The organism is Rhodanobacter sp. LX-99 (genome assembly GCF_018599185.1).
GTDB lineage: Bacteria > Pseudomonadota > Gammaproteobacteria > Xanthomonadales > Rhodanobacteraceae > Rhodanobacter.
Window position 1 is genome coordinate 1,479,820 of sequence record NZ_JAHFVL010000001.1, and the last position, 21,537, is coordinate 1,501,356.

The 21,537-nt window shown below is 69.5% G+C and carries 22 protein-coding genes; 16 read left to right on the plus strand and 6 right to left on the minus strand.

From position 1 onward, the window contains the following. Nucleotides 1–66: 66 nt before the first annotated feature. The 4 genes from KK131_RS06965 to KK131_RS06980 all read left to right on the plus strand — a co-directional run bounded on the left by KK131_RS06965 (nucleotide 67) and on the right by KK131_RS06980 (nucleotide 1,742). A complete protein-coding gene (locus KK131_RS06965) occupies nucleotides 67–315 on the plus strand; it encodes a carboxymuconolactone decarboxylase family protein (RefSeq protein ID WP_214555945.1) in 249 nt (82 codons plus the stop codon). Continuing rightward, entirely contained in the window at nucleotides 312–884 is a 573-nt protein-coding gene (locus KK131_RS06970; RefSeq protein WP_214555946.1) for a DUF4865 family protein, read from the plus strand. Before KK131_RS06965 ends, KK131_RS06970 begins: the two co-directional genes overlap by 4 nt. Nucleotides 885–1,006: 122 nt before the next feature. After that, entirely contained in the window at nucleotides 1,007–1,387 is a 381-nt protein-coding gene (locus KK131_RS06975) for a tautomerase family protein (protein WP_214555947.1), read from the plus strand. A gap of 205 nt (nucleotides 1,388–1,592) precedes the next feature. Further along, nucleotides 1,593–1,742 carry a hypothetical protein gene (locus KK131_RS06980; RefSeq protein ID WP_214555948.1) on the plus strand — a complete coding sequence of 50 codons (150 nt, stop codon included), beginning with the start codon at nucleotides 1,593–1,595 and terminating at the stop codon, nucleotides 1,740–1,742. A gap of 4 nt (nucleotides 1,743–1,746) precedes the next feature. On the opposite strand, the gene hemB is transcribed toward KK131_RS06980, so the two are convergent. After that, entirely contained in the window at nucleotides 1,747–2,739 is a 993-nt protein-coding gene (gene hemB / locus KK131_RS06985) for a porphobilinogen synthase (RefSeq protein WP_214555949.1), read from the minus strand. A 199-nt stretch (nucleotides 2,740–2,938) separates the two neighbouring features. On the opposite strand from hemB, the gene glk reads away from it, so the two are divergent. The 5 genes from glk to KK131_RS07010 all read left to right on the plus strand — a co-directional run bounded on the left by glk (nucleotide 2,939) and on the right by KK131_RS07010 (nucleotide 9,523). Beyond that, on the plus strand, nucleotides 2,939–3,955 hold the full coding sequence (gene glk / locus KK131_RS06990) for a glucokinase (RefSeq protein ID WP_214555950.1): 1,017 nt from the start codon (nucleotides 2,939–2,941) through the stop codon (nucleotides 3,953–3,955). A 212-nt stretch (nucleotides 3,956–4,167) separates the two neighbouring features. After that, complete coding sequence (locus KK131_RS06995; RefSeq protein ID WP_214555951.1) at nucleotides 4,168–4,851, plus strand: HAD family hydrolase; 684 nt, start codon at nucleotides 4,168–4,170, stop codon at nucleotides 4,849–4,851. Nucleotides 4,852–4,957: 106 nt separating this feature from the next. After that, nucleotides 4,958–5,275, plus strand: coding sequence for a hypothetical protein (locus KK131_RS07000; protein ID WP_214555952.1), 318 nt, complete (start codon nucleotides 4,958–4,960; stop codon nucleotides 5,273–5,275). 119 nt (nucleotides 5,276–5,394) lie between these two features. Continuing rightward, nucleotides 5,395–8,139, plus strand: a complete 2,745-nt coding sequence (locus tag KK131_RS07005) for a DUF2339 domain-containing protein (RefSeq protein ID WP_250887036.1) — start codon at nucleotides 5,395–5,397, stop codon at nucleotides 8,137–8,139. Further along, the gene (locus tag KK131_RS07010) at nucleotides 8,129–9,523 is read left to right on the plus strand and encodes a DUF3999 family protein (protein WP_214555953.1); all 1,395 of its coding nucleotides are present in this window, start codon (nucleotides 8,129–8,131) and stop codon (nucleotides 9,521–9,523) included. The genes KK131_RS07005 and KK131_RS07010 overlap by 11 nt, the downstream gene beginning before the upstream one ends. Nucleotides 9,524–9,573: 50 nt before the next feature. On the opposite strand, the gene KK131_RS07015 is transcribed toward KK131_RS07010, so the two are convergent. The 3 genes from KK131_RS07015 to secB form a co-directional block, all read right to left on the minus strand. Next, on the minus strand, nucleotides 9,574–12,591 hold the full coding sequence (locus tag KK131_RS07015; RefSeq protein WP_214556675.1) for a DEAD/DEAH box helicase: 3,018 nt from the start codon (nucleotides 12,589–12,591) through the stop codon (nucleotides 9,574–9,576). A gap of 112 nt (nucleotides 12,592–12,703) precedes the next feature. Continuing rightward, entirely contained in the window at nucleotides 12,704–13,729 is a 1,026-nt protein-coding gene (locus KK131_RS07020; protein ID WP_214555954.1) for an NAD(P)H-dependent glycerol-3-phosphate dehydrogenase, read from the minus strand. A gap of 9 nt (nucleotides 13,730–13,738) precedes the next feature. Beyond that, on the minus strand, nucleotides 13,739–14,242 hold the full coding sequence (secB, locus tag KK131_RS07025) for a protein-export chaperone SecB (protein ID WP_214555955.1): 504 nt from the start codon (nucleotides 14,240–14,242) through the stop codon (nucleotides 13,739–13,741). Nucleotides 14,243–14,537: 295 nt separating this feature from the next. Here secB and rpmB point away from each other — a divergent pair, with 295 nt between their 5' ends. From rpmB to KK131_RS07045, 4 genes are all read left to right on the plus strand, one after another. Continuing rightward, on the plus strand, nucleotides 14,538–14,774 hold the full coding sequence (rpmB, locus tag KK131_RS07030; protein WP_056388163.1) for a 50S ribosomal protein L28: 237 nt from the start codon (nucleotides 14,538–14,540) through the stop codon (nucleotides 14,772–14,774). A gap of 10 nt (nucleotides 14,775–14,784) precedes the next feature. Further along, complete coding sequence (rpmG, locus tag KK131_RS07035; RefSeq protein WP_007513765.1) at nucleotides 14,785–14,952, plus strand: 50S ribosomal protein L33; 168 nt, start codon at nucleotides 14,785–14,787, stop codon at nucleotides 14,950–14,952. Between the two features lie 186 nt (nucleotides 14,953–15,138). Next, on the plus strand, nucleotides 15,139–15,690 hold the full coding sequence (locus tag KK131_RS07040; RefSeq protein ID WP_214555956.1) for a DUF4166 domain-containing protein: 552 nt from the start codon (nucleotides 15,139–15,141) through the stop codon (nucleotides 15,688–15,690). Then, nucleotides 15,680–16,096, plus strand: a complete 417-nt coding sequence (locus KK131_RS07045) for a thiol-disulfide oxidoreductase DCC family protein (RefSeq protein WP_214555957.1) — start codon at nucleotides 15,680–15,682, stop codon at nucleotides 16,094–16,096. The genes KK131_RS07040 and KK131_RS07045 overlap by 11 nt, the downstream gene beginning before the upstream one ends. Here KK131_RS07045 and KK131_RS07050 read toward each other — a convergent pair. Then, nucleotides 16,086–17,198 carry a saccharopine dehydrogenase NADP-binding domain-containing protein gene (locus tag KK131_RS07050; protein WP_214555958.1) on the minus strand — a complete coding sequence of 371 codons (1,113 nt, stop codon included), beginning with the start codon at nucleotides 17,196–17,198 and terminating at the stop codon, nucleotides 16,086–16,088. The genes KK131_RS07045 and KK131_RS07050 overlap by 11 nt on opposite strands. 84 nt (nucleotides 17,199–17,282) lie before the next feature. Then, complete coding sequence (locus tag KK131_RS07055) at nucleotides 17,283–18,476, minus strand: fatty acid desaturase (protein ID WP_214555959.1); 1,194 nt, start codon at nucleotides 18,474–18,476, stop codon at nucleotides 17,283–17,285. 174 nt (nucleotides 18,477–18,650) lie between these two features. On the opposite strand from KK131_RS07055, the gene KK131_RS07060 reads away from it, so the two are divergent. From KK131_RS07060 to KK131_RS07070, 3 genes are read left to right on the plus strand one after another with little or no spacing between them, the layout of a single operon-like run. Then, nucleotides 18,651–19,415, plus strand: a complete 765-nt coding sequence (locus KK131_RS07060; RefSeq protein WP_214555960.1) for an ABC transporter ATP-binding protein — start codon at nucleotides 18,651–18,653, stop codon at nucleotides 19,413–19,415. After that, nucleotides 19,412–20,182, plus strand: coding sequence for an ABC transporter permease (locus KK131_RS07065; RefSeq protein ID WP_214555961.1), 771 nt, complete (start codon nucleotides 19,412–19,414; stop codon nucleotides 20,180–20,182). Before KK131_RS07060 ends, KK131_RS07065 begins: the two co-directional genes overlap by 4 nt. Further along, nucleotides 20,182–21,537 (plus strand): GldG family protein, encoded by a 1,356-nt coding sequence (locus tag KK131_RS07070; RefSeq protein WP_214555962.1) that lies wholly within the window; start codon nucleotides 20,182–20,184, stop codon nucleotides 21,535–21,537. The genes KK131_RS07065 and KK131_RS07070 overlap by 1 nt, the downstream gene beginning before the upstream one ends.

A 21,537-nucleotide genomic window follows, 5' to 3' on the forward strand; every position in this document is an offset into this window, starting at 1 on the left:
GATTTTCAGTACGAGACTGGCGCGCTACCGTAGCTCCCGTCAATGCCTTCCAGCACGGAGCAACGCATGAACACCACCCCCGGCATCGGCCACCAAAGCATGGGCGACATCGCCCCGAAACTGGCCGAACTCACCGACCAGGCGCTGTTCGCCGACATCTGGCAGCGGCCGCAGTTGTCGCCGCGCGAACGCAGCCTCGCCACCGTGGCGGCGCTGGTGGCGCTGAACCGCGGCAAGCAGTCGCCGTTCCACCTGCGCCGCGCCCGGGACAACGGCATCAGCCGCGACGAACTGGCCGAGGCCGCCACGCCATGATCGCGATGCAGTACGGCTTCACCCTGCCGGCCGACTACGACATGGCGATCATCCGCCGCCGCATCGCCGAGAAAGGCCATCTGCTGGACGATTTCCCGCGGCTGCGCTTCAAGGCCTATCTGTACGCCGAACGCGACGATGCGCAGCTGCCCGGCAGCGAGAATCTCTATGCGCCGTTCTACCTATGGCACGACAACGAAGGGATGAACGCGTTCCTGGGCGGCGCCGGCTTTGCCGCCCTCACCCGTTCGTTCGGCTGGCCATCGGTGCGCACCTGGTCGGTGTGGCAGGCCGACCTGGCCGCCGATCTCCGCACTGCGGCCTGGGCCACCCGCGAGATCGCGACCATACCCGGGCACACGGCACTCGCCGCCCTGCACGATGCCGAACTCGACGCCGGAAGCGCCGACCGCGCCGCCGGCGCGCTCGCCGCGGTCAGCGCCTTCGATCCGACCGGCTGGACGCTGCTGCGCTTCCGCTTGTGGCCCATCGCGCCCGACGGGCTCGCCGGCACGAGCCGACAGCTCTACCGGATCGGCCATGTCTCGCAACCCGGTGCCGCGCATTGATGCTTCGGCAAGCAAGCCCGCATCGGCCGGCCCGCCTATCCACCTGGCCCGCTTGACCGACATCGCCAGGAGCGTCGCGACTGAAGGCGCTCCCAGCATCCACCACCTTCGGAGAGCCCCCCATGCCCCTCGTCCGGATCGCCCTTCGCCGCGGCAAGTCGTCCGCCTATCTCGCCGCCCTGCGCCAGGGCATCTACCGGGCCATGCGCGACACCTTCGACGTGCCCGAGAACGACCGCTTCATCCTGGTCAGCCAGCACGATGCCGACGAGTTCGACTACGACCCGAACTATCTCGGCATCCCCCGCAGCGACGACCTGGTGATCGTGCAGATCGCCTGCAACAACACGCGCAGCGTCGCGCAGAAGCAGGCCTTCTACCGGCGCGTGGCGGAGACGCTGGCCGCCGATCCCGGCGTGCGGCCCGGGGACGTATTCATCAATCTGCTGGAGACGTCGAAGGAGAACTGGTCCTTCGGCAACGGGATCGCGCAATACGTGTGAGCGGGTGCCCGGTTTCGGCCGGCATGCCCTGTCTGCTGTCCGCCCCGTGTCCGGACGCCGCCGGCAGCGTCCGCGGACACTCGGCCGGCGCCGGCGGCAGGCGCGGGAATGGCGCAGGAATGCCGCTTTCCAGGCGCGACAGGCGTTGGCACGCAGCTTGCCATACCTCTCTTGAAAGCTTCATTCCCACTCAAGGAGAACCGCCATGAAATTCGAAACCCTGATGCTGCAGAGCCTCTTCACCGCCTGCCTGCTGATCTGCGTGCTGGCCCTGGGCTCCATGCTGGTCGCGCCCGCCAACGCCGCGAAAGTCGCGACGAGCCAGGCGCCGGTGGCGGCGAGCGTGACCGACTGAGCGGCTATTCCCCGCGCAGCCAGCGCGCCGCATCGATCGCGTAGTAGGTGAGGATGGCATCGGCACCGGCGCGCTTGAACGCGGTAAGCGATTCCAGCACCACCGCCTTCTCGTCCAGCCAACCGTTTTGCGAGGCGGCTTTCAGCATCGCGTACTCGCCCGAGACCTGGTAGACGAAGGTCGGCACGCCGAAGCTGTCCTTCACCCGGCGCAGCACGTCGAGGTAGGGCATGCCAGGTTTCACCATCACCGCGTCGGCGCCCTCGTGGATGTCGAGCTCGACTTCGCGCAGCGCCTCGTCGCTGTTGCCCACGTCCATCTGGTAGGTGTGCTTGTTGCCCTTGCCGAGGTTCGCCGACGAACCCACCGCGTCGCGGAACGGGCCGTAGAACGCGGAGGCGTACTTTGCGGAATAGGCGAGGATGCGCGTGTGGATGTGGCCGGCTTCCTCCAGCGCGTCGCGGATGGCACCGATGCGGCCGTCCATCATGTCCGACGGCGCCACGAAATCCATGCCGGCTTCGGCCTGGGCCAGCGACATCCTGATCAGCGCTTCGACGGTGGGCTCGTTCATCACGTAGCCGTGTTCGTCGATCAGGCCGTCCTGGCCGTGGGTGGTGTACGGGTCCAGCGCCACGTCGCCGATCAGGCCCAGCCCGGGATGCTTCGCCTTCAGCGCGCGGGTGGCCCGGTGCATCAGGTTGTCGGGATTCCACGCCTCGACGGCATCGAGCGACTTCACCTCGGCACCGGGCGACGGGAACAGCGCCAGCGCCGGAATGCCCAGGCGCACGCATTCGCCGGCCAGCTTCAGCAGTTCGTCGACCGACAGCCGGTCCACGCCCGGCATCGACGGCACCGGCTCGCGCCGGCCTTCGCCCTCGATCACGAACGCGACCATGATCAGGTCGCTCGGCAGCAAGGTGTGCTCGCGCATCAGAGCGCGGGAGAAGGCGTCGCGGCGCATGCGGCGCATGCGGGTGGCGGGGAAGCTCATGGCGGAATCTCGTGGGGCGATATCGGGACATTTTACGCCGCGGCGTGCCGCACCCGTCGCTGCCGGACACTTTGCCACGGTTTGGCGGCCGGCCACCTGGCAGATGCCGCGGCACATTCCGCGCCGTACGGTCGGCAAAACACTGGACTAACCGCCGTTACGTCGGCAGGCTTGGCGCTTCACGCCGTCAGGAAGTTACATGAGCCAGCCCAGCAGCGCCCCCACCTTGCTCGTCGATCTCGGCGGCACCAACGTCCGCTTCGGGGTGGCCGATCCGGCGCGCGACAAACCGCTGCTCGCCGACAGCATCCGGCGCTACCGCGTGGCCGAGCACGACTCGCTGGTCGCCACCGCGAGGCAGTATCTCGCCGACACCGGCCTGGAAGTCCGCCGCGCCATCGTGGCCGCCGCCGGGCGCATCGTCGACGGCGAGACGGTCAAGGTCACCAACAATCCCTGGGCGATCTCGGCGCACCAGACCGCCGCGGCACTCGACCTGGAATACGTGCATCTGGTGAACGATTTCGCGGCGCAGAGCATGGCGGTGACCCTGCTGCAAGGCGATGACCTGGTCGACGTCGGCAAGCTGGCGCGGCCGGTCATCGGCGCCGAGGCCGAGCAGACTTTCGCCATCGTCGGGCCGGGCACCGGCCTGGGCGTCGGCGGCCTGCTGGTGCGCGGCGGCCACTGCAGCGTGCTGCAGACCGAGGGCGGCCACGCCGGCTTCGCCGCCCATTCGCCGGAGGACATCGCCATCCTCGACTACCTCAACCACAAGTACGGCCGCGTCTCCAACGAGCGGCTGATTTGCGGCCAGGGCCTGGTAAACCTCTACGACGCGATCTGCCACATGGTCGGCGCCCGGCCCGAGGACCTCAAGCCCGAGGACATCACCGCCCGCGCCAAGGACGACAGTTGCCCGCTGTGCACGCGCACGGTGGAAACCTTCGCCGGCATCTTCGGCAGCGTCGCCGGCGACCTCGTGCTCACGCTCGGCGCCTGGAACGGCGTCTATCTCACCGGCGGCCTGATCCCGATCCTGCTGCCGTGGCTGGAGCGCGGCCGCTTCCGCGAACGCTTCGAAGCCAAGGGCCGCTTCCGCGACATCATGGAAAAAGTGCCGACCCAGGCGATCATGAATCCCGAGCCGGGCCTGCTCGGCGCGGCGGCACTGGCGGTGCTGGAGTCGGGGCGGTCGTTGCTGCCACGACGTTGAGGCAGTCCCGGACGTCTCGCTGGGTTTCCCTCTTCCCATGCCGCTCGGGCTGGGCTCTTCGCCGAGCTCAGGGCGAACGGTAAAATCCGTCGCGGCGCATCGATACCTGCACGAGATCGGCGGGTTGTGTCCAGCAACATCCTCCGTCCGATGCGGCATCATCACCACCTGATGACGGTTCTCCGTCGCCGGGCCGACGAAGGAGAGCCCCCATGCCCCGCCACGACACCGCCTTCCTGTTCGACCTCGACGGCACCCTGATCGACAGCGTCTACCAGCACGTACTGGCGTGGAAGGAGGCGTTGGACCGGGAAGGCGTGGAACTGTCGGTGTGGCGCATCCACCGCAAGATCGGCATGAGCGGCGGGCTGTTCGCCAACATCCTGCTGCGCGAGACCGGGCTGGCGATCACCGCGGACCGCCTCGACCGCCTGCGCCGATGGCATGCCGAGGCGTTCAACCGGCAGCACGCGCAGGGCTCGGTGCGGCCGCTGCCCGGCGCGCGCGAACTGCTGGACTACCTCACCGAGCGGCGGATTCCATGGGCGATCGCCACCAGCGGGCGGATGGAAACCGCCGCGCCCAACCTGGAGGCGCTCGGCGTCGACCCATCGAAGGTGCCGGTGGTGACGCGCGACCAGGTACGCCACGCCAAGCCCGACCCCGACCTGTTCCTCGCCGCCGCCGCGCGGCTGGGCGTGGACATCCAGCAGTCGCTGGTGATCGGCGACAGCGTATGGGACATGCTCGCCGCGCAGCGCGCCCGCGCGCTTGGCGTGGGCCTGCTCTCGGGCGGCTACGGCCACGCCGAGCTGCAGCAGTCCGGCGCGTTCCGCGTGTACGATGACCCGGCCGACCTGCTGTGGCACCTTGACGAGGTGACCGCGCGCGACTGAGCCGCTGGCCACTCTCGCTGAACCGCGCCGCCGCGCATCATGAAAAATTAATCACCCGTGCGCGTGCCCGCAGTAGGCTCATGACCAACCGCCCACGGAGCCTTCCATGCGCCGCCTCGTCGCCAGCCTGCCGCTCGCCCTGCTGCTCGCCGCGTGCTCGCCCTCGCCTGCGCCACCGCAATCCGGCACCAGCCAGCCTGCACCGGCGAATGCCGCACTCGGTTCCCCGGAATGGTATGCGTGGGTCGATCGATCGCTGAACATCAGCGACGACGGCCACGGCCCGGATCGCGGTTCGGACGAATGGAACCGCGCGGTGCAGAACAAGCTGGGCCAGGAAGCGCCGCAGTCGAAACCCGGTTCGCCGGAATGGCAGCAGTCGGTGGACGCGCTGCTGCGCACGCGCCTGCCGCCGTCGACCTGAGCGCCCGTGAAAAAAGTCGCCCACCTGCGGCGACCGTCCTGCCTACCGACCGATTGACGTTCCATGCCAGACTGTTCGAGCCGGCCCTGACGTGAGGCGGCGTGGCTCGGGGGGAGCTCATGTATATCGGTTGGGCACTGGCGGGACTGGTGGTGTTCATGGTCGTCGGCACGATCGACGGCTCGGGTTCCGGCAGCCATCTGTACGGCATGCTGACCGGCGTGCTGCTAGGCCTGATCTGGGCGCGCCAGAAAAATCTGCGCGGCGAACTGGACAAGACCCGCGCGTTGCTCGACCGGGCGCTGGCGCAGCGCGTCGCGACGCCGACGCCGGCGCGGCCTTCCGAACAACCGCCGGCTGCCACGCCGGCAGCGACGCTGCAGGAAACCCGCTACGACGCCGCGTATTCCGACGCGCCGGCGCCCGCCGTGCCGCCACCGCTGACGCAGCCCATTCCAAGCGCCACGCCGCAACCGCGCGCCGCCACCCCGGCGCATCCGGACAACACGCAGCCGGACCTGGCGACCGCGGCGATAGCGCGCATCAAGAGCTGGTTCACCGAGGGCAACGTGCCGGTGAAGATCGGCATGCTGGTGTTGTTCGCCGGCGTGGCGGCCTTGTTGAAATACGCCTCGGACGCCGGGATGCTGCGCGTGCCGATCGGCCTGCGCCTGAGCCTGGTGGCGCTGGCGGCGATCATCGCGCTGCTGGTGGGCTGGCGTCAGCGCGACGAGCGGCGGGTGTTCGCGCTGTCGCTGCAGGGTGGCGCGATCGGCGTGTTGCTGATCACCGTGTTCGCCGCATTCCGCCTGTACGCGTTGCTGCCGCCGCCGGCGGCGTTCGTGCTGCTGATGGTGCTGGTGGCCGGCGTCGGCTTGCTGGCGGTGTTGCAGGAAGCGCTCGCGCTGGCGGTGCTCGGCCTGCTCGCCGGCTTCCTCGCGCCGATCCTCACCTCGACCGGCCACGGCAGTCACGTCGCGCTGTTCAGTTACTACGCCGTGCTCAACCTGGCCATTCTCGGCATCGCGTGGAAGCGTTCGTGGCGGGTGCTCAACCTGCTCGGTTTCGTGGCCACGTTCGGCATCGGCAGCGCCTGGGGCGTGCTGCAGTACCGGCCGGAACTGTTCGCCAGCACCGAACCCTTCCTGATCCTGAATTTCCTGTTCTACCTGGCGATCCCGCTGCTGTACCTGCACCGCGCCGCGCCGGATCAACGCAAGCTGATCGACGGCTGCCTGCTGTTCGGCAATCCGCTGATCAGCCTGCTGCTGCAGGCGGCCCTGCTGCAATGGCGCGGACAGCCGCTGGCGTTTTCCGCGCTGGCGGCGGCGGTCATCTACGTGGCGGTGGCATGGAGCATCCGCGGACGCGACCACTTCGGCATCCTGCGCGACGCCTGGGCCGTGCTGGCGATCGCGTTCGCCACCCTGGCGGTGCCGCTGGCACTCAGCGCCAGCCTGACCGGCAGCGTCTTCGCGCTGGAAGGCGCCGGCCTGATCTGGCTCGGCTTGCGCCAGCAGCGCCGGCTGGCGCGCTGGAGCGGCGTGGCCTTGCAGCTGGCGGCGGCGTTCGCGCTGGTGATCGGGCGCAGCGACAGCGCGCCGATGCTCGCCACGGCGTGGCTCGATCGTGACTTCATCGGCGCCCTGATCCTGGTGGCCGCGGCGTTCGCCAGCGCGTCGTTCTACGCGCGGCTGGGCACGGACGCGGTGCTGCAGCGCTGGACCGCGGTGCTGCTGTACGGGTGGGGGCTGTGCTGGTGGCTCGGCGCCAGTTGGAATGAAATCGACCGCCACGTCGGCACATCGGGCGAAGCCGCGGCAGCGATGGGCCTGCTCGCGCTTACCGGTTGGGCTGCCGCCGAAGCGGCGCGGCGACGACCGCGCTTCGAGCTGGGTACCGTGGTGGCGTGGACGGCGCCGATCCTGCTCGCCGCGATCCTGCCGCTGGTGCTGCGGCAGCTGCTGGATGGACAGCCGCCGTTGTGGGGCTGGAACCTGCTGACGACCCTGGCCGCGGCAGCGCTGGGCTGGCGCACGCTGCAATGCCTGCGCAGCTGGCCGCGACCGGCCATGCTGACCCAGCTCGGCTGGCTGTGGCGCTGGGCGCTGGTGGCCAGCGCCACGATCAAGGCGCTGTTGTTGCAGGGCACGCCGGGGATATCCGGCGCCTGGATGCTGCTGCTGGTCCTGCTGCCGCTGTGCGCGCTGGCGGCGCTGGCGCTGGCCCGGCCGCACTGGATCGCGCCGCCGCTGGTCGAACTGCTGCCGAAGCTGCGCCCGCCCTTGCTCGGCTCGGTTCTTTTCGTGCTGGGCCTGTACTGGCTGGCCGGGTTGTTCATGGCCGGTGACACCGCGCCGATGACGTACCTGCCGCTGCTCAATCCGCTGGAGTTGCTGCTGATCCTCATCGCCTTGCTGATCGCACGCTGGCTGGGCGATAGCGCGACGGTGGCAGCACTGCGCCAGGGCCGGCCGATGGTGCTGGGCGTTCTCGGCATGGCCGTGGTCACCAGTGCCACGCTGCGCGCCGTGCACCAGCTCGGTCACGTACCGTGGAACGCCGCCCTGTTCGATTCGAGCCTGGCGCAGATGTCGCTCACCGTGGTCTGGAGCGTGTTCGGCCTGCTGGCCTGGGTATGGGGTTCGCGGCGCGGCCAGCGGCTGCTCTGGCTGGCCGGCGCGGTGACCATGGGCGTGGTGCTGGCCAAGTTGCTGCTGATCGATCGCAGTCATCTGGGCAACCTGTTCGGAATTGCCTCGTTCATTGCCTACGGCCTGCTGTGCACGGTCATCGGCTATCTGGCACCGGCGCCGCCGCGCCTGCCATCGACGTCCACCGGGGAGGCCGCCGATGCGCCTTGATGCCTTGTTGCCGAAGCGGCGCGCGTGGCTGCTGTGCCTGCTGCTGCCGCTCACGGCCGGCGCCGGCACGCCAGCCGACTACGCCTATCGCTACACGCTGGATACCGTGGGCAGCAGCGCGGCGTGGCGAATCGAGCTGACGCCGGCGGTGTACGCCTCATCCACGCCCGCAGCCAACCTGCGCGATCTGGTGGTGGTCAATGCGCAGGGGCAGGAGGTGCCGTTTGCGCCCCTGCCCGCGGCGCCGCCGCGGTCGCATCCGTTTGCGCTGCGCGCGGCCCTGCTGCCGCTGCCGCCAGGCAGTACGGGTAACGGCACCGGCGTGCGCGTGCAACGCAACAGCAACGGCGACATCGTGATCGAGCAGCCGGACATGCCATCGGCATCGACCCGGCCAGGCCAATGGCTGGTCGACGCCCGGCGCCAGGTGAGCCTGGACCGCATCGAGATCGACCCGGCCGCCCTGCCGGTCGACTCGCGCTTCCATCTCTCGGTGCAGGCCAGCAACGACCTGCAGGCATGGAGCGAGCGCAGCCAGGACACCGAAATCGTCAGCGTGAAACGCGGCGGGGACGCGGTGGAACAGCACGCGATCGCGCTGCGCGGCGACACCCCGGCGCGCTACTACCGACTGAGCCTTCGCCAGAACGATGTCGCGCCATGGGACAGCGCGCAGACGCCGCAGGTGGAACTTCGCGGCAGCTATGCCGACCCGCTCGCCGAACGCATGGCGGCACGCCACTGGCTGACCTTGCCGGCCGCGCCGGTGGCGCCCGTCGCCAGCGGTGGCGCCGATTACGACTACGCCCTGCCCGCTGCCTTGCCGGTGGAGGCGGTGCGGGTCGTGCTCGGCGGCGACAATACGGCGGCGCGGTTCAGCCTGCTCGACCACGACGAAAACAACGGGCGGATGCTGGCCACGATTACCGCGGTGCGCATCGGCACAGGCGCGGGTGAAGACCCGGCTACCGCATTCGCGACGACGCGCGTGCAGCATCTGCGCCTGCACACCGACACGCCGCTGTCCCAGCCGCCGTCGCTGCAGGTGGCATGGCGGCCGGATGTGTTCGTGTTCCTGGCCGAAGGCAGCGGCCCGTACAGCCTGCTCGTCGGCAGCCATGCCGCACGCCGCGGCGACTATCCGCTGGAGGCGGCGCTGGAGCGACTGCGTCCGCGCGACGCCGGCGCCGACTGGCAACCGCCGCTGGCCACGCTGGGCGCGGTCAGCGACGCCGGTGGCGCGGCCGCCCTGCTCGCGCCCAAGGCGCCGTTCGACTGGACCCGCCTGCTGCTGTGGCTGGTGCTGGTCGGCGGCGCGCTGGCCGTGGCCGGCATGGCCTGGAGCCTGCTGCGACAGTCGCGGCGCGAGGACGATACGCGCTGATCGCCGAAGCGCCGACGCGCATCCGCGCGTCGCGGTCACGTCGGCGGAAGTCAGCCCGGCGCCAGCAGCGCGTCCAGGTCGCCTTCGTCGAAGCTGAGCTTCTCGCGGCTGCCGCCGCCTTCGAGCACCGCCGCGGCCAGTTCGGCCTTGCGCTCCTTCAGCTCCTCGATGCGCTCTTCCACCGTGCCCGAGGTGATCAGGCGGAACACGAACACCGGCTTGTCCTGGCCGATGCGGTGCGCGCGATCGCTGGCCTGCGCCTCGGCGGCGGGGTTCCACCACGGGTCGTAGTGGATCACGGTGTCGGCTGCGGTGAGGTTCAGGCCGACGCCACCGGCCTTCAGCGAGAGCAGGAACAGCGGCACCTCGCCGTTCTGGAAACGCTGCACCGGCTCGGCGCGGTCGCGCGTGTCGCCGGTCAAGGTGACATAGCGGATGCGCCGGCGGTCCAGCTCGGCCGCGATCAATTTCAGCATGCCGGTGAACTGCGAGAACAGCAGCACCTTGCGCCCTTCGTCGAGCAGCGCCGGCAGCATGTCCATCAGCAGTTCGAACTTGGCCGACTCGTGCACGCCGCGCGCGGCTTCCAATTTTACCAGCCGCGGGTCGCAGCAGACCTGGCGCAATTTCAGCAGCGCGTCCAGCACCACGATGCCGGAATGCGCGATGCCGCGCTGCGCGATCACCTCGCGCAGTTCCTCGGCCAGCGACAGGCGCAGGCCTTCGTAGAGTTCGCGCTGGCGCCCCTCCAGCACCACGCGACGGGTGATCTCGGTCTTCGGCGGCAATTCCTTCGCCACCTGCGCCTTGGTCCGGCGCAGGATGAACGGCGCCAGGCGCAGGTTCAGCCGCTGCTGGCATTCCTCGTCGCGCTGTTTCTCGATCGGCACGCGGTAGTAGCGGCGGAACGCGCCCTCGTCGCCGAGCAGGCCGGGCACCGCCAAATCGATCTGCGACCACAGCTCGCCCAGGTGGTTTTCCAGCGGCGTGCCGGTGAGGCAGACGTAGCGCGGCGTACGCAGGCTGAGCAGCGCACGGCGTGCCTGCGTGCGCGGGTTCTTCACCTGCTGCGCCTCGTCCAGCACGATCAGCGCGAACGGTTGCTTTCTCAAGGTGACCACGTCGCGCGGCAGCAGCGCGTAGCTGGTCAGCACGATGTCCTGCGCGCCGAGCTGGGCGAATTCCTCGGCGCGTTGCGGGCCGTGCAGGGTCAGCACCTGCAGCATCGGCGCGAAGCGCTCGATCTCCGATTGCCAGTTCGGGATCAGGCTGGTCGGCACCACGACCAGTGCGGGCTGGGTCAGCGCGCCGCCCTGTTTCAGCGACAGCAGATGGGTGATCAACTGCAGCGTCTTGCCCAGGCCCATGTCGTCGGCCAGCACGCCGCCGACGCCGGCTTCGGCCAGCGCGTTCAGCCAGCGCAGGCCTTCGCGCTGGTACGGCCGCAGTTCGACGGTGAGCCCGTCGGGCACCGCGTCGCTGGCGCGCTCGGCGGCGTCGCGCAGGCGCGCGGCGAAGCCGAGCAGCGGTTCGGCCGCCTCCAGCGTGCTGCCGCCGGGCATCGCCGCGACGAGTTCTTCCAGCCGGCCGGCCTGGACCCGCGGCAGATGCAGTTTCTTGCGCGGCTTCTCCAGGTATTCGGCCAGCGGCGCCAGCAGCCCGCGCAGTTCCTTCAGGCGCACCGGCACGCGCCGGCGCGCATCGACCGGCGCGTACCACACCGCGTCTTCCGGCTCGTTCGGCGCCGGGCTGAGGTTCAACTGGTGCTCGGCCAGCGCCTGCGCAACCGCGGGCAGCAGGTTGTGCCGCTGGCCGTCCAGTTCGATGCCGATTTCCAGGTCGAACGCGTGGTCGTCGGCGTCTTCCACGGCCTGGCCGTACCAGTGCACCGGGCCTTCCAGCACTTCGAACGGAAAGCTCGGCGCGTACTCGACCTGGAAGTTTTCCGCCTCGAGCTTGGGCCGCAACGCCAGCCAGCGCGCCGGCGTGTTGACCTCCAGCGCGCCTGCGTAACCGGTGCCGGGAAACAGCCAGGCGTCGTCGGGCAGGGTTTCGGCCACGTCCCACGGCAGGCCTTCGGTATCCACGCCCGGGGTGAGTCCGGCACGTTCGAGCTGCTCCATCGCGCTGAGTTCCTCGGCGCGGCGGCGGATGATCTCGACCAGCTGGCCGTTGCGCACGCGCCGCACCAGCGGCTCGCCGCCGCGGCCGGGCAGGCGTTCGCCGGCGTAGTCGAAGGCCAGCCGCGCGTAGCCGAGCGGGGGCGTGCCGGCAGCCAGCCGGGCGTGCCGGGTCAGCGCATGCAGGGTCAGCACCGGCTTCGGCGCCAGTTCCGAACGGCGCACCTCGCCGAACACCAGCGGCAACGGCACCCGCGTGGCCAGCCGGCTGCCCGCCAGGCGGTTGCGCAGGCGGCGGCCGTGCTCGTGCTTCAGCGGCGGCAGCTCCAGCCAGCGGGTTTCCTCGGTCGCGGCGTCGAAACGGCCCACGGTGGCGCGCTCGGCATCGAGGTACCACAGCCCGTCGATGCGCAGCAGGCGCTGGCTGTGCGGCAGTACCGGCAACAGGCGCTGGCTGCCGTCCGCTTCCATCTGCCAATGCCAGTTGAGCTGGTGCGACTTGCCGCGCGACAGCCGCAGGCCGGCCAGGCCGCCGAGGAAGCACGGCGCGGTGTCCAGGATCTCGGCCAGCAGGGTATCGCCGACGTGGCCGCCGAGGCGCGCGTAGCTGCGGCCTTTGCGCACGCTCTGCGGCAATCCCAGCATGGTCGCGGCCAGGCGCTGCTCGTGCGGCTGCAGCGACGACTGCGCCAGATGCCGGCTGTCCAGCGGCGCCGGCCGCGCGTAGCGGCCATGCTCGACCACGGCCAGCAGCACGGGCGCCACGTCCAGCCGGGCGAACGCGGCGCCTTCTTCCGGCATCACTTCCAGAAAGAAACCGAGCACGCCGTGATCGTCGGCCACGGCCGGCTTCGGCGCGGCCAGCAGCCGCCGCCATGCCTGCGGCAGGGCTTCGTCCTCGCCGGGGGGCGCGGTGGCGGCTTGCTGTTTCTCGTCCGGTTGCTGCATGCGCATGCGGTCCGTTGCGACGACCAAAACATTGAGCTTAGCAGCGCAGGGGCAGGATGCGACCGTCGAAATCGCAGCCGGATCGCAGCGACCCGGGTGCGCGACGAATGGCTCAGGCGGTACCGAACAGACCCTGCGGATATTCCGGCTTCTGTTCGCGCGCCATCAGCGCCTTGAGCCCTTCCACGGGCGTGACCTCGCCGTGCAGCACGGCGCGCACGCCGGCACTGATCGGCAGGTCCAGGCCATGCTTGTCGGCCAGCCGCGCCACCTCGTCGGCGGTGAGGATGCTTTCCACCACCTGGCCGATCCGGCGCACCGCCTCGTCGATCGCCACACCCTGGCCCAGCGCCAAGCCGAGCCGGCGGTTGCGCGAAAGGTCGCCGGTGCAGGTGAGCACCAGGTCGCCGAGGCCGGACAGGCCGATCAGCGTTTCCGGCCGTGCGCCCAGTGCCATGCCCAGGCGCAGCATCTCGTTCATGCCGCGGGTGATCAGGCCGGCGCGGGCGTTCAAGCCCAGCTGCATGCCGTCGGCGATGCCGGTGGCCACCGCCAGCACGTTCTTCATCGCGCCACCGAGTTCGGCGCCGAGCACGTCGCCGCCGGAGTACGCGCGCAGGTTCGGCGCGTGCAGCAAGCCGGCCAGCTGCTGCGCGAACGCCGCGTCGTCCGAGTGCACGGTGACCGCGCTGGGCAGGCCGGCGGCGACTTCCTTGGCGAACGACGGGCCGGTGACCACCGCCGCGGCACGGCCGGGCAGCCGTTCGGCCACCAGCTCGTGCAGGAAGCGGCCGGTGCCCGGTTCGAAGCCCTTGGTCGCCCAGGCGATCGCGGTACCCGCGTCGAGCAGCGGCGCCAGTTCGGCCAGCATCGCGGCAAACGCATGGCTGGGCACCACGATCAGCACGATGCCGGCGCCGCGCACGGCGCGGGCCAGGTCGCTCTCGTAGACCAGCGTTGCCGGCAGCTCGATGTCGGGCAGGTAGCGCTGGTTGCAGCGGCTCGCCGCCAGCGCCGCCAGCACCTCGCGGTCGCGCCCCCACAACGTGGTCGGCACGCCGTTGCGCGCGGTCAACGCCGCCAGCGCCGTACCCCAGGAGCCGGCCCCGAGGACGGTCAGCTTCGGGTTTTCAGGCATGGACACGGCTCAGCTGTTGAGCGTGGCCGGGGCGTCGTCGCCACCCATCATGCGGCGCTGCTGCTCGGCGAACAGCGCGTCGAAATTGATCGGCTGCAGCAGGAACGGCGGGAAGCCGCCTTCCAGCACCAGCGAGGAGATCACCTGGCGGGCATACGGGAACAGCAGGTTCGGGCAGTAGCTGCCGATGATGCCGGCGTGGTCCATCTCGTTGAAACCGGCGATGCCGAACAGGCCGGCCTGCTCCACTTCCGCCAGGTAGGCGGTGCGCTGGCCGATCGTGCAGGTCAGGGTGAGGCTGAGCACCACTTCGTACAGGTTGTTGCCGAGGTCGGTAGCCTTCTGGCCCAGGTTCAACTGCACCTGCGGCTGGTCCTTCTCGTCGATCTCCTGGAAGATCTGCGGCGCATTCGGCGCCTCGAAGGACACGTCCTTCACGTAGATCTTCTGCATCACCAGCTGCGGCTGACTGGCCTGGCCGTTGGCCTGGTCGTTGGTGATCTCTTGTGCCATCGGGAGTTCCTCGGGTCTGGGTCGTGTGTATAAAAGAGACCGATTGTTCCATACATCCCCGCGGCGCGCACGCCGCGGGACGCCTGCGGAACCCGGGAAGATTGCGCATGGCCTTGTTTTTCTGCGAGAATACGCGGCTCGCCTCTGTCGACCCGGTGCTTCCGGGCGGTCCGCCACGCGGTACGGACCTCACGATCATGCGTTGCGACAACTCCAGCATCGCGTGGCGCATGGCGCCGCTGGGCCGATCTCACCCTGGCCAACGGGTGTCAATCAAGAATTACGGAGGCAAGTCATGGCCCGTGTATGTCAAGTCACCGGTAAAGGTGTGCAGAGCGGCAACAACGTCTCGCACGCCAACAACCGCACCCGTCGCCGCTGGTTGCCGAACCTGCATGAGCGTCGTTTCTGGGTTCCCAGCGAGAACCGCTGGATCAAGCTGCGCGTTTCCAACAACGCCCTGCGCACGATCGACAAGAATGGCATCGAGGCCGTGATTGCCGAGATGCGCGCCCGCGGCGACAAGGTCTGAGGATTGAGCCATGGCTAACAAATCGCAAGACAAGATCCGCATGATCTCCTCGGCCGGCACCGGCCACTTCTACACCACGCAGAAGAACAAGAAGAACACGCCGGAAAAGTTCGAGTTCAAGAAGTACGACCCGGTCGTGCGCAAGCACGTGATCTACAAGGAAGGCAAGATCAAGTGACGTTCTGACCCACTCGCGCTTTGCGCGAGTGGCTCTGTCAGAACGTCATCCCTGCGAAGGCAGGGATCGCTCTTGCTCCTGCCACCACATCAGCACCCGCAACAGCGATCTTGATTCCTCCAGGAAAACCCGCCACCCGGCGGGTTTTCTTTTGCCCGAAGCCCGGCCATCCCGCATCATGCCCGGATGACCTCCACCGCCCTGTTCCTCGACCTGCTCGGCGACGCCGACTGGCGCTCGTTGCCCATCGCCGTGCAGGCGATGCACGGACCCGCCCCGACCCTGCATGCGAACGGCCAAGCCGACGTCGCTGGCGCCAGCCATTTTCCCGCACGCTGCCTGCGCCGTCTGCTCGGCCTGCCGCCGCCGGGACCGCAGCAGCCACTGGCGCTGACGATCGAACGCCACGGCACACGCGAGGTATGGACCCGCCGCTTCGCCAACCGATGCATGCGCTCGACTCTGCGGCGCCGCCCCGGTTCGCCCTTGCTCTACGAGCGTCTGGGGCCGGCCACGCTGGGCTTCGCCCTGCGCCGCGATGGCGACGCGATCGACTGGCAGCTGCGCAGCCTGCATGTGCTTGGCCTGCCATTGCCGCGCGCGTTGCACGGTCAGGTGCTTTCGCGCAGCGGCTTCCGCGACGGCCGCTACCACTTCAGCGTGGACGTGCGGCTGCCGATGCTGGGCCAGCTGATCGGCTACCGGGGCTGGCTGGAGCCGGTGCCGGATGGCCGCTGAGTCCACCGCGCCGGTGATCGTGTTCGACGGCGTCTGCCTGCTGTGCAGCCGCTGGGTGCGTTTCCTGCTGAAGCACGATCGCGCGGCACGCTACCGCTTCGCCTCGATGCAATCTCACAGCGGCCGCGCCCTGCTGCTCGCGCACGGGCTGGACCCGGAATCGCCGCTGTCCTTCCTGCTGGTGGAAGGCGGCCGCGGCTACACCGACAGCGACGCGATCGCCCAAGTGCTGCGCGGCCTGGGCGCGCGCCGCTGGCGCTGGCTGGGCCGCGCGATGCGGCTGGTGCCGCGCTGGTTGCGCGACCCGATGTACCGCTTCGTCGCCCGCCATCGCTACCGCATCTTCGGGCAAAGCCGCACCTGTTTCCTGCCCGCGCCGGAGCAGCGCGCACGCTTCATGCCGTAAGCACGTCCAGCTGCGTGTCGATCGCGAAGCCCTCGAGCGCAGCCAGGGCCTCGTCCAGCGTGAACAGGCCCATGCACGGCATCGCGCCTCGCGTGGACAACGCGCCCTCGGCAAGCTTGCGCGCCAGCACCACCGCCGGCATCGCGGGAATCTGCGGGCCATCGCCCGCTGCCGCACTCAGCGACCAGCGCAAGCGCAGCGGTTTGCCCAGGCTATCGCGGCCGACCAGCTCCACCACCATGCCGCCCACGTCGCTGCCGGCGTCGAGGAACCACTCGCTGATCCGGCGCAGCCTCGGCGCATGCCGCGCCAGGTCGCGGATAAGGCTCAGCCGCACCAGCCACGCCGCGGCCAGCGTACCGAAGTGCAAGCGGCGCAGTTCCAGCCCGGCGCGGAACGCCACCCCGCGCACGCCGGGGTAGCGCGCCGGGAACAATTCCAGATCCGGCACGTCGCACAGGCCGACCCAGCGCCGGCCGAACGGAAACGTCTGCCGACGCGTCGACATCCAGCCATGGCCACGCTGCCAGCGGCCGTCACGCCACACGCGCAGCGGCCGACCGCCATAGCCGAGGATCGCCGCCACCGTGGCGTCGCCGCGCGGGGTGCGGTTGCCCGGGCTGATCGCGTGCTCGATGGTTTCCAGCGAACGGAACCGCGGCAGCAACGCATCCACCACCGCACTGCTGAACGCCGGGACCGTGGATGCGCCGCTGACCAGCAGGCAGCCGGCCGCTTTCGCCTGGCCGTCCAGACGTCCGATTCCGCTGACGAAATCACGGCCGTCGGCGAGATCGACATAGTCGCTGCCGCAGGCCAGGCAGGCCTCGGCCACCCGATAGTCCTGCGCCTGAAACGGACCGGCGGCGTGGATCACCAGTTGCGGCCGCAGCGCCGTCAACGCCTCGGCCAGCCCGACCGTGTCCACGTCGAGTGCGGCCAACTGCACTGACGGATCACCCAGGTTTTCGCGCAACGCCGCCAGGCTGGCCAGCTGCCGGCCGGCAAGCGTCAGGCGAAAGCGCGGATCGCCGGCCAGTTGGCGGGCAATGCGCGAACCGAATACGCCGCCGGCACCGATCAGCAATACGCGCAGGCCCATCCGCTTCCCCAGCCGTCGAAGTCTCTCAAAAGCAAAACCCGCCATCGGGCGGGTTTTGCTGGTGCATGTGCTTTCGCGGCGACGTCAGGCAGTCGCGACGCTGTAGCCTTTGAGCCGCTGCGCGAATTCCTGCAACGAGCGGATACCGCTCTCTTCGGCCTCATGGATCCACTGCTGCAGGCCCTTCAGCGCCTGCTCGGCGCCGCGCTGCTCCATCAGGGCTGCGAGGCGGCTGCGGAAATCGCACACGGTCTTCAGTGTCGGGCGCCTGGCCAGCACCGCCTGCATGCGGTCGCGGCCTTCGTTGTCGAGCCAGCGGCCGCCGTCGGCCAGCGCCAGGCGCATGCGGCGGGGCATCGACTTGATGCTCTCGCCGGCGTGCTGTGCCTCGTCGCTGATGGTCGGCAGGATCACGCCGCGGTAGTAGTCGGTCATCGCCTGGAAGCGGTGGGTGAGCACGGCTTTCAGCGTCTCGGCATCGGGCAGACGCACGTTCGGACGCACATCCAGCGACGGCGCCACGCGCAGCACCTTGGCCAGGCCCACCGCGCGCAGGCCGCAGATCGCCGCCCAGCCGATGTCGAATTCCCACTTGCGCAGCGCGAACTTGGCCGAGCTGGGGAACGCGTGATGATTGTTGTGCAGCTCTTCGCCGCCGATCCAGAAACCCCACGGGATCAGGTTGCGCGCGGTGTCGGCGCTCTCGAAATTGCGGTAGCCGGCCCAGTGGCCGATGCCGTTGACGAAACCGGCGGCCCAGAACGGGATCCAGATCATCTGCACCGCCCACAGCGCCGCGCCGATCACGCCGAACAGCGCGATGCTGATCAGCAGCATCAGGGTCGGGCCCCAGTACGGATGCGCGCCATAGACGTTGTGCTCGACCCAGTCGTCCGGGGTGCCGCGACCGTACTGTTCCATGTCCTGCTTCGACTCGCAGGCGTCGCGGTACAGCGAGACGCCGTCCCAGAACACCTTCTTGATGCCGTAGATCATCGGGCTGTGCGGATCTTCCTCGGTCTCGACCTTGGCGTGGTGCTTGCGATGCACCGCCACCCACTCGCGGGTGACCATGCCGGTGGTGAGCCAGCCCCAGAAACGGAAGAAGTGCGCCAGCGCCGGGTGGAAATCCACGCCGCGATGGGTCTGGCTGCGATGCAGGTACAGCGTCACCGTGAAGATGGTGAGCTGGGTCATGATCAGCAGATACACCAGCATCTGGCCCCAGCTTGCGCCGGTGAGACCATCGTTGAGGAAATTGAGTACCGCGTTCAGCATGGATAGCACCGGGTGAGGGACAAGTCAGTGTAAATCGGGGGTTTCCGTACCCGCCAGCATGGTGTTGACCACGAATCATAGCAGTCGGTCAAGGGTGGGGAGCTAAGGTGACGTTATTCGCGTCCGCCGCCCGTGCCTGTTGTTTAACCATGGGGGCGCCGTGACAATCACGCAATGACTCCGAACGCCCCCGATTCACCCAGGACCATCCTGCAACTGGACCGGCTCAGTCGCCGCCGCGCCGGCCGCGCTGCGGTACAGGACCTGAGCCTGAGCCTGCAAAGCGGCCAGGTGATGGGCTTGCTGGGCGTGAACGGCGCCGGCAAGTCGACCACCTTGTCGATGATCGCCGGTGCGCTGCGCCCCGACAGCGGCGGCATCGAGCTGAACGGCGAGGATTTCCTGGAACACCCGGAACTGGCCCGCACGCAGATCGGCTGGCTGCCGGAACGCGCGCCGGTGTGGGCCGAGCTCAGCGTCGAGGAGCATCTCGATGCATACGGCCGCCTGCGCGGACTGGCCGGCGCCGCGCTGCGCCAGGCGCGCACCGCCATCATCGAGCGGCTGGAACTGCAGCCGCTGGCCCGGCGCCTGGCCGGCGTGCTGTCGCAAGGCCAGCGCCAGCGGCTGGGCCTGGCCTGCGCGCTGCTGCATCGCCCCGCCCTGCTGGTGCTGGACGAGCCGGCCAACGCGCTCGACCCGGTGCAAGTCGCCGCGCTGCGCGCGTTGATCCGCGAACAGGCCGCCGGCGGCACCGCGGTGATCCTGTCCACCCACCTGCTCGCCGAGGTGACCGCGGTCTGCGATCGCGTGGCGATCCTGCACGAAGGCACGCTGCGTCACGACGGTGCGGTGCGCGCCGACGACCATGCCGCGCTGGAGAAAACCTTTTTCGGGATCGCGATGAACGGCAGCACCGAATCGGCGCGCGCCGCATGAACCGCGCTTTCATGGGCACCGTCGCCGTGACGCGACTGGAATGGCGCCGGCTGCTGGTACGCCCACTGGCCTGGGTGCTGGCGGCGCTGACCCTGGCCTGGCTGGCATGGAACTTCACCCTGCTGCTGGGCGGTTTCCTGGCCGGGCAGATCCAGCGCGCCGCGTTGCCGGACGGGCCCGGCTTCACCGACCTGGTCGGCGTGCCGCTGCTGGGCCAGCTGGCCCAGCTGGCGTTCCTGGTGGTGCCGCTGCTGTGCATGTCGGCGATCGCCGGCGAACGCCGCAACGGCACCCTGCCCCTGTTGTTCGCCGCCGGCGTGCCGGCCTCGCGCATCGTGCTGGGCAAGTACCTGGCCGTGCTGGGCTGGTTGCTGCTGTGGCTGGTGCTGACCCTGGCGATGCCGCTGGCGCTGATGCACGCCACGCACTTCGACTGGGGCAAGCTGGCCGCCGCCACGCTGGGCCTGGCGCTGATGCTGGCCGCGCTGGCCGCGATCGGCGTGGCCTGCTCCAGCTTCGCCTCGCACCCGGCGCTCGCCGCCGCCGCCGCGCTGGTGATCGCGCTGGCGCTGTGGAGCGTGAACCTGGGCGCGCAGATGGCCGGCATCAACGGCGGCGCGATCAACTGGCTGGCAATGAGCACGCACCTGCAGCCGCTGCTGCGCGGACTGGTCTCCAGCGCCGACATCGTGTGGTTCGCGCTGCTGATCGCGCTGGCGCTGGCCCTGGCCACGCGCCGGCTGGCGGCCGACAAGGAGCGCAACTGATGGGCGCGCTGTTCAGACGTCTGGACGGCTGGTTGTTCGCGCTGCTGCTGGTGCTGGCGGCTGCGGCGATCGGCTACCTCAGCACGCGCTACGCGCACCAGGCCGATTGGACCGCGAACGGCCGCACCAGCCTGTCGGCGGAAAGCCGCGCGGTGCTGGCCCGGTTCGACGGCCCGGTGGAAATCGTCAGCTACGCGAACCCGCAGGGCGGCCTGCGCCAGACCGTGGCCGGTTTCCTGCAGCGCTACCAGGCGGTGAAGAGCGACCTCAGCCTGCGCTTCGTCGACCCGCAACTGGACCCGGCGAAGATGCGCGAGTTGGGCATCACCGTCGACGGCGCGCTGATCCTGCATTACAAGGATCGCGAGCAACGCCTGGACGAGTTGTCCGAACGCAGCCTCACCAATGCGCTGGAACGCCTGCTGCGCGGCAGCGACCGCATCGTGGCCTTCGTCACCGGCGACGGCGAACGCCGCGCGGACGGACAGGCCAACGCCGATCTCGGCACCTTCATGGCGCAGCTGGAAGCGCGCGGCATGCGCGCGGTACCGCTGAACTTCGCGCAAGTGACCGCGGTGCCCGAGCACACCGACCTGGTGGTGCTGGCCAGCCCGACCTTGGCGTTGCCGCCCGGCGCGGTGCAGGCGCTGGTCGGCTACGTGAGCAACGGCGGCAACCTGCTGTGGCTGAGCGAACCGGCGAACGACGACCTCGGCCTCAAGCCGCTGGCCGACGCGCTCGGCGTGCGCGTGTTGCCCGGCGTGCTGGTCGACGGCTCCGGCACCGCGCTGGGCCTGCACGACCCGCGCCTGATCGCGCTGGGCGACTACCCGCCGCAGGCGATCACCCACGGCTTCACCCTGACCACGCTGTTCCCGCAAGCCTCCGCGCTGGCCAAGGTGACGCAAGGCGACTGGGCAGTCGCGCCGTTCCTGCGCTCCGGCGCACAGAGCTGGACCGAGTTCCAGCCGATCGACAACAGCAAGCCCTCGGACATCCGCTTCGACGCCGACGCCGGCGAACTGAAGGGGCCGCTGGATTTCGGCTTCGCGCTGAGCCGGCTGTCGCCCAGCCCGGACAAGAGCGAGCAGCGCGCGGTGGTGATCGGCGACGGCGATTTCCTGTCCAATACCTTCCTCGGCAACGGCGGCAACCGCGCGCTGGGCGAGCGCGTGTTCGACTGGCTGCTCGGCGACGACAAGCTGGTCGAGCTGCCGCCGCGCGGCGCGCCGGACCGGCTGCTGCAGATTTCGCAAACCGAACTGAACGCGCTGAGCTTCGGCTTCCTGGTCGCACTGCCGCTGCTGCTGCTGCTGATCGGCGGCCTGATCGTGTGGCGCCGGCGACGCCGCTGA

Excerpts from the sequence above, each read along its gene's own strand:
- KK131_RS07005 (WP_250887036.1), top strand. The coding sequence starts at position 5,395 with ATGTATATCGGTTGGGCACTGGCGGGACTGGTGGTGTTCATGGTCGTC.
- secB (WP_214555955.1), bottom strand. The coding sequence starts at position 14,242 with ATGGCACAAGAGATCACCAACGACCAGGCCAACGGCCAGGCCAGTCAG.
- KK131_RS07060 (WP_214555960.1), top strand. The coding sequence starts at position 18,651 with ATGACTCCGAACGCCCCCGATTCACCCAGGACCATCCTGCAACTGGAC.
- KK131_RS07055 (WP_214555959.1), bottom strand. The coding sequence starts at position 18,476 with ATGCTGAACGCGGTACTCAATTTCCTCAACGATGGTCTCACCGGCGCA.
- KK131_RS07050 (WP_214555958.1), bottom strand. The coding sequence starts at position 17,198 with ATGGGCCTGCGCGTATTGCTGATCGGTGCCGGCGGCGTATTCGGTTCG.
- rpmB (WP_056388163.1), top strand. The coding sequence starts at position 14,538 with ATGGCCCGTGTATGTCAAGTCACCGGTAAAGGTGTGCAGAGCGGCAAC.
- glk (WP_214555950.1), top strand. The coding sequence starts at position 2,939 with ATGAGCCAGCCCAGCAGCGCCCCCACCTTGCTCGTCGATCTCGGCGGC.
- KK131_RS07000 (WP_214555952.1), top strand. The coding sequence starts at position 4,958 with ATGCGCCGCCTCGTCGCCAGCCTGCCGCTCGCCCTGCTGCTCGCCGCG.
- KK131_RS06975 (WP_214555947.1), top strand. The coding sequence starts at position 1,007 with ATGCCCCTCGTCCGGATCGCCCTTCGCCGCGGCAAGTCGTCCGCCTAT.
- KK131_RS07015 (WP_214556675.1), bottom strand. The coding sequence starts at position 12,591 with ATGCAGCAACCGGACGAGAAACAGCAAGCCGCCACCGCGCCCCCCGGC.
- KK131_RS07040 (WP_214555956.1), top strand. The coding sequence starts at position 15,139 with ATGACCTCCACCGCCCTGTTCCTCGACCTGCTCGGCGACGCCGACTGG.
- hemB (WP_214555949.1), bottom strand. The coding sequence starts at position 2,739 with ATGAGCTTCCCCGCCACCCGCATGCGCCGCATGCGCCGCGACGCCTTC.
- KK131_RS06995 (WP_214555951.1), top strand. The coding sequence starts at position 4,168 with ATGCCCCGCCACGACACCGCCTTCCTGTTCGACCTCGACGGCACCCTG.
- KK131_RS07065 (WP_214555961.1), top strand. The coding sequence starts at position 19,412 with ATGAACCGCGCTTTCATGGGCACCGTCGCCGTGACGCGACTGGAATGG.
- KK131_RS06970 (WP_214555946.1), top strand. The coding sequence starts at position 312 with ATGATCGCGATGCAGTACGGCTTCACCCTGCCGGCCGACTACGACATG.
- KK131_RS07045 (WP_214555957.1), top strand. The coding sequence starts at position 15,680 with ATGGCCGCTGAGTCCACCGCGCCGGTGATCGTGTTCGACGGCGTCTGC.
- KK131_RS06980 (WP_214555948.1), top strand. The coding sequence starts at position 1,593 with ATGAAATTCGAAACCCTGATGCTGCAGAGCCTCTTCACCGCCTGCCTG.
- KK131_RS07010 (WP_214555953.1), top strand. The coding sequence starts at position 8,129 with ATGCGCCTTGATGCCTTGTTGCCGAAGCGGCGCGCGTGGCTGCTGTGC.
- KK131_RS07070 (WP_214555962.1), top strand. The coding sequence starts at position 20,182 with ATGGGCGCGCTGTTCAGACGTCTGGACGGCTGGTTGTTCGCGCTGCTG.
- KK131_RS07020 (WP_214555954.1), bottom strand. The coding sequence starts at position 13,729 with ATGCCTGAAAACCCGAAGCTGACCGTCCTCGGGGCCGGCTCCTGGGGT.
- rpmG (WP_007513765.1), top strand. The coding sequence starts at position 14,785 with ATGGCTAACAAATCGCAAGACAAGATCCGCATGATCTCCTCGGCCGGC.
- KK131_RS06965 (WP_214555945.1), top strand. The coding sequence starts at position 67 with ATGAACACCACCCCCGGCATCGGCCACCAAAGCATGGGCGACATCGCC.